The organism is Georgenia sp., from assembly GCF_054605595.1.
In genome coordinates this window covers 1-4,567 of the sequence record NZ_JBTSDU010000182.1, presented here as the reverse complement: position 1 = coordinate 4,567, position 4,567 = coordinate 1, and the positions used below count along the sequence as shown (strand labels likewise).

At 68.8% G+C, this 4,567-nt stretch carries 4 protein-coding genes; all 4 read left to right on the top strand.

Annotation, left to right across the window (positions count from 1 at the left end; translation table 11 throughout):
• Positions 1-384: 384 nt before the first annotated feature.
• The 4 genes from ACYC1Z_RS14350 to ACYC1Z_RS14335 all read left to right on the top strand — a co-directional run bounded on the left by ACYC1Z_RS14350 (position 385) and on the right by ACYC1Z_RS14335 (position 4,400).
• Positions 385-1,677: an ABC transporter substrate-binding protein gene (locus ACYC1Z_RS14350; RefSeq protein ID WP_461410198.1), complete on the top strand. Its 1,293-nt coding sequence runs from the start codon at positions 385-387 to the stop codon at positions 1,675-1,677.
• A 130-nt stretch (positions 1,678-1,807) separates the two neighbouring features.
• Positions 1,808-2,707 carry a carbohydrate ABC transporter permease gene (locus ACYC1Z_RS14345; protein WP_461410197.1) on the top strand — a complete coding sequence of 300 codons (900 nt, stop codon included), beginning with the start codon at positions 1,808-1,810 and terminating at the stop codon, positions 2,705-2,707.
• Positions 2,704-3,597 (top strand): carbohydrate ABC transporter permease, encoded by an 894-nt coding sequence (locus ACYC1Z_RS14340; RefSeq protein ID WP_461410196.1) that lies wholly within the window; start codon positions 2,704-2,706, stop codon positions 3,595-3,597. Before ACYC1Z_RS14345 ends, ACYC1Z_RS14340 begins: the two co-directional genes overlap by 4 nt.
• Before the next feature lie 47 nt (positions 3,598-3,644).
• Entirely contained in the window at positions 3,645-4,400 is a 756-nt protein-coding gene (locus tag ACYC1Z_RS14335) for a DUF4190 domain-containing protein (protein ID WP_461410195.1), read from the top strand.
• Positions 4,401-4,567 lie beyond the last annotated feature (167 nt).

Below are 4,567 nucleotides of genomic sequence, written 5' to 3'. Positions count from 1 at the left end.
TCCCGTCCGTGTGGCCCCGCGTGCGCGTGGAACCCGCGGCTCTCGGCGCCCGGACGATCGCGCTCGGGGCGGTCGCCCTCGCGCTGGAGCACGCGCCCGACCTCGCCGAGACCCCTTCCTGAGACATCGCCCGACCGCCCGGGTGGTAGTTCATGTTCTCTTTTGAGCGAGGAAGGTGAGTATGATCGCCAACATGGTGCGATCAACCCATCCTGGGAGGTCACGAACTGGCTACATTTATTCCAGTCAGGTGACAAAGCCGGGACGGTCAGAGCACTATGGTCCCGAGTTGGTACCGCGAGCCAGCGGCTCGCAGCACGGACCAGGACGGTGAGGCGCCCCCGCCGCACCGGCGAGACGACGAAGTTTCGAAGGAGCACGAGAATGCGACGTATTGCAGCGGTGGCCGGTATCGCGGCCGCCAGCCTCGTCCTCGCCGCCTGTGGTGGCGGGACGAGCGACACGAACACGGCGAGCCCCGCCGCCAGCGGCGGCACCGACAAGGCGGCAGGCGGTGACGTCGAGGTCTTCACGTGGTGGGCCCAGGGCTCCGAGCTCGCCGGCCTCCAGGCGCTCGAGGCGGTGTTCACCGAGCAGCACCCAGAATTCACGTTCGTCAACGGCGCGATCGCCGGTGGCGCCGGGTCGGCCGCGAAGGACCTCCTCCAGACCCGCCTGCAGGGCGGCGACCCGCCGGACACCTTCCAGGCCCACGCCGGGCTGGAGCTGGCCGACTACATCAACGCCGGGCAGCTCGAGGACGTCTCGGCCCTGTATGACGAGTTCGGTCTGAACGACGTCTTCCCGCAGGACCTGTTGGACCTGCTCACGGTGGACGGCTCCATCTACTCCGTGCCCTCGAACATCCACCGCTCGAACATGGTCTGGGCCAACCCGACCGTGCTCAAGGAGGCCGGGATCGACCCGGGCACCGCGCCTACGGACATGGCCTCCTGGATCGCCGACCTCGAGAAGGTCAAGGCCACGGGCAAGACCCCGCTCTCGGTCGCCACGACCTGGACGCAGGTGAACCTGCTCGAGACGGTCCTCATGGCGGACCTCGGGGCCGAGGGCTACAACGGCCTGTGGACCGGCACCACCGACTGGGCCGGATCGGAGGTCACCGCGGCACTCGGAGACTTCGAGACGCTGATCTCCTACACCAACACCGACCGTGACGGTCTGGACTGGCCCGAGGCCACCCAGCTGGTCATCGACGGCAGCGCCGCCTACAACGTGATGGGCGACTGGGCGGTCGCGGCGTTCGAGGAGCAGGGCATCGAGCGCGGCACCGGCTTCATCGACTTCCCGGTCCCCGGCAGCGACGGGATGTTCGGCTTCCTCGCCGACTCCTTCACCCTGCCGGTCGGCGCCCCGAACCCGGACGGCGCCAAGGCGTGGCTGGAGACCATCGGCTCGCTCGAGGGGCAGGTCGCGTTCAACAAGGCGAAGGGCTCCATCCCGGCTCGTACCGACGCCGACCCGGCTGAGTTCTCCGCGTACCAGCAGACCGCGATCGAGTCCTACGGCAAGGACGCGATCGTGCCGTCCCTCGCCCACGGCGCGGCCGCACCGGTCGCCACGCTGAACGCCATCGCCGACGCCACCAGCAAGTTCACCACCGGCGCCTCGGACCTGGCCAGCTACCAGCAGGACCTCGTCGCCGCCGTCGGCTGACGAGACGGCGTCCGGTCCCGGCCGCCCCCGGCCGGGACCGGACGTCACGGCGCGCCCGCGCGCCACCTCGCCCGTACGCTGCACCCAGCAGCTCGACCACCGCCGTCGCCGACCGACCGCCGGAGAACCCATGAAGACCGTCAAGCGCTGGGGACCACCCCTTCTCCTGCTGACCCCGTCCCTCATCCTGATGGCCGTCTTCGTCTACGGCCTCATCGCCGTCAACCAGGTGACGTCGATGACGGACAACCACACGGCCGGGCAGGGCGTCGGGAAGGATCCGTCCCTCTTCGTCGGCTTCCGGAACTACCTCGACCTGCTGGCCTCGGAGGAGTTCCAGCACTCCCTGAAGAACCTCCTGCTGTACACCGGGGTGTTCCTGGTCGGCACGATGGTGATCGGCTTCCTGTGGGCGTGGCTCCTCGAGCGCCCCTTCAAGGGTGAGGGCTTCTTCCGATCGATCTACCTCTTCCCGATGGCGGTGTCCTTCGTGGCCTCCGGTGTGGTCTGGCGGTGGCTGCTGAACTCCAACGAGGGCGCGAACGCCCTCGGCCTCAACCGGCTGTTCCAGATGGTCGGCCTGGACTTCCTGCAGAACCCCTGGTGGAACAACGTCACGTGGGGCATCGCGGCCATCGCGATCCCCGCCGTCTGGCAGCTCTCGGGCTACGTCATGGCGCTGTTCCTCGCCGGCTTCCGAGGCATCCCCGAAGAGTTGCGCGAGGCGGGCCGGATCGACGGCGCGAGCGAGTGGCAGCTGTACCGCCACGTGATCTTCCCGCAGCTCTCCCCGGTGGCGCTGTCCGCGCTGATCATCATCGGGCACATGTCACTCAAGGCCTTCGACCTCATCATGTCGATCTCCAAGCCGGCCAACTACCAGACCAAGGTGCCGGCGGTCGACATGTACATGTTCAAGTCGAGCTTCGACTACGCGAACGCGGCGGCCGTCGGCTCGATCCTTCTTATCATCGTGGCGCTCCTCGTGGTGCCGTACCTGATCCACACCTCGCGGAAGGACGCACGATGACCACGACGTCGACCCCCGCCCCGCCCGCGGTCGGGGCCGCTGCCACGACCGGGCGGCGCCGCCCGGCGCAGCGGTACTCCTGGCAGCGCACCCTGCGCTACGCGTTGCTCCTGCTCTCCGTGGCGTTCGTGCTGATCCCCGTGTACGTCCTCGTCGTGACCAGCTTCAAGGGCCCGGGCGACGCCTCCCCCGCACGCGCCTGGGCGCTGCCGATGCTGTGGACGCTGGACAACTGGAAGGCGGCCTGGGACGCGCTCGCGCCGTCGATCTTCCGCACGCTGCAGATGGTGGTGCCGGCGTCGATCATCTCGGCCTTCCTGGGGTCCATGAACGGCTTCGTGCTCTCGCGATGGTCCTTCCGGGGCGCGAACCTGGTCTTCACGCTCATCCTGTTCGGGATGTTCATCCCGTACCAGGCCGTGATCATCCCGCTGAACCAGATCGTCATGGCTTCCGGGCTGCCGAACGGGATCCCCACCCTGATCGTCCTGCACGTCATCTACGGCATCCCGATCACGACACTGATCTTCCGCAACTACTACGAGTCGGTGCCCAAAGAGCTCATCGAGGCGGCCCGGGTCGACGGTGCGGGCATGCTCCGTACGTACGCGTCCGTGGTGCTGCCGCTGTCGATCCCCAGCTTCGTGGTCGTGCTCATCTGGCAGTTCACCTCGGCGTGGAACGACTTCCTCTTCGCGGTCTTCTTCGCGACGCCGTCGAACGGTCCCGTCACGCTCGCGCTGAACAACCTCGCGAACGGCGCGATGCTGCAGAACTACGGGATCTCGATGGCGGGCGCCCTGTTCGCGTCGCTGCCCACGCTCGTGGTGTACATCCTGCTGGGCAAGTACTTCGTGGGCGGTCTCATGTCAGGTTCGGTCAAAGGCTGAGCCCGGCGCTCGGGCGCGCCGGGCCTCCTCCCTGCACAATGAGCGTCATGACTTCCAACGATGGTCAGGACCCGCAGGACGGAACCACCCCCGAGCAGGGCGCCGACGGCGTTCCCCCGGCGCCGACGCCCACCCCGGACCCGGACGCGCCGAGGTACGGCGTCCGCCAGGACGGGCCGCCGGCGTACGGCCAACAGGGCGAGGCGCCGCAGTACGGCCAGCCGGACCCCGGGCAGTACGGCCAACAGGGCGGGGCACCCCAGTACGGCCAGCCGGACCCCGGGCAGTACGGCCAACAGGGCGGGGCACCCCAGTACGGCCAGCCCGACCCCGGGCAGTACGGCCAGCCGGCAGGTGGGCAGTATGGCGCCCCGGGCCAGTACGGCGCGCCCGGATACCAGCCGCAGTACAGCGGCCAGTACGCGCAGCCACAGCAGTACGGCCACTACGGCGCTCAGCCGCGCAACGGCATGGGCCTCGCTGCGCTCATCGTCGCGCTCGCCGGCCTGCTCTTCGCATGGATCCCCTTCGTTGGCCTGCTCGGCCTGGTGATCGGGATCGTCGCCCTCGTGCTGGGCATCATCGGCGTGCGCCGCACCAGCCGCGGCGAGGCGACGAACCGGGGCGTGGCGATCGCGGGCATCGTCACCGCGGTCGTGGTGATCGTCCTGGGGATCCTCTCCACGGTCCTCGGCTCGGTCATCCTGGACCAGGTCTTCGGGCCCGAGGTGCAGGCCTGCTTCGACCAGTTCGGCAGCAACCAGACCGAGCTCACGCGCTGCATCGAGAACACCCTGCGCTGACGCTCCCGCCCCATCCCCCCTCATCGCCACCTCCCCCCTCATCGCCGCCTCCCCCACCCCTCATCGCCGAACAGGTCCTAAAGTGCCGAATTCAGCGAGAAACGGCACGTTAGGACCTGTTCGACGTCCGGGGGGGGGCGTTGCGGGGTGGGGGTTCCGGGGGGGGC

What these genes read in the sequence shown, in the direction of transcription:
- ACYC1Z_RS14345 (WP_461410197.1), top strand. Translation starts at nt 1,808, where the DNA reads ATGAAGACCGTCAAGCGCTGGGGACCACCCCTTCTCCTGCTGACCCCG.
- ACYC1Z_RS14335 (WP_461410195.1), top strand. Translation starts at nt 3,645, where the DNA reads ATGACTTCCAACGATGGTCAGGACCCGCAGGACGGAACCACCCCCGAG.
- ACYC1Z_RS14350 (WP_461410198.1), top strand. Translation starts at nt 385, where the DNA reads ATGCGACGTATTGCAGCGGTGGCCGGTATCGCGGCCGCCAGCCTCGTC.
- ACYC1Z_RS14340 (WP_461410196.1), top strand. Translation starts at nt 2,704, where the DNA reads ATGACCACGACGTCGACCCCCGCCCCGCCCGCGGTCGGGGCCGCTGCC.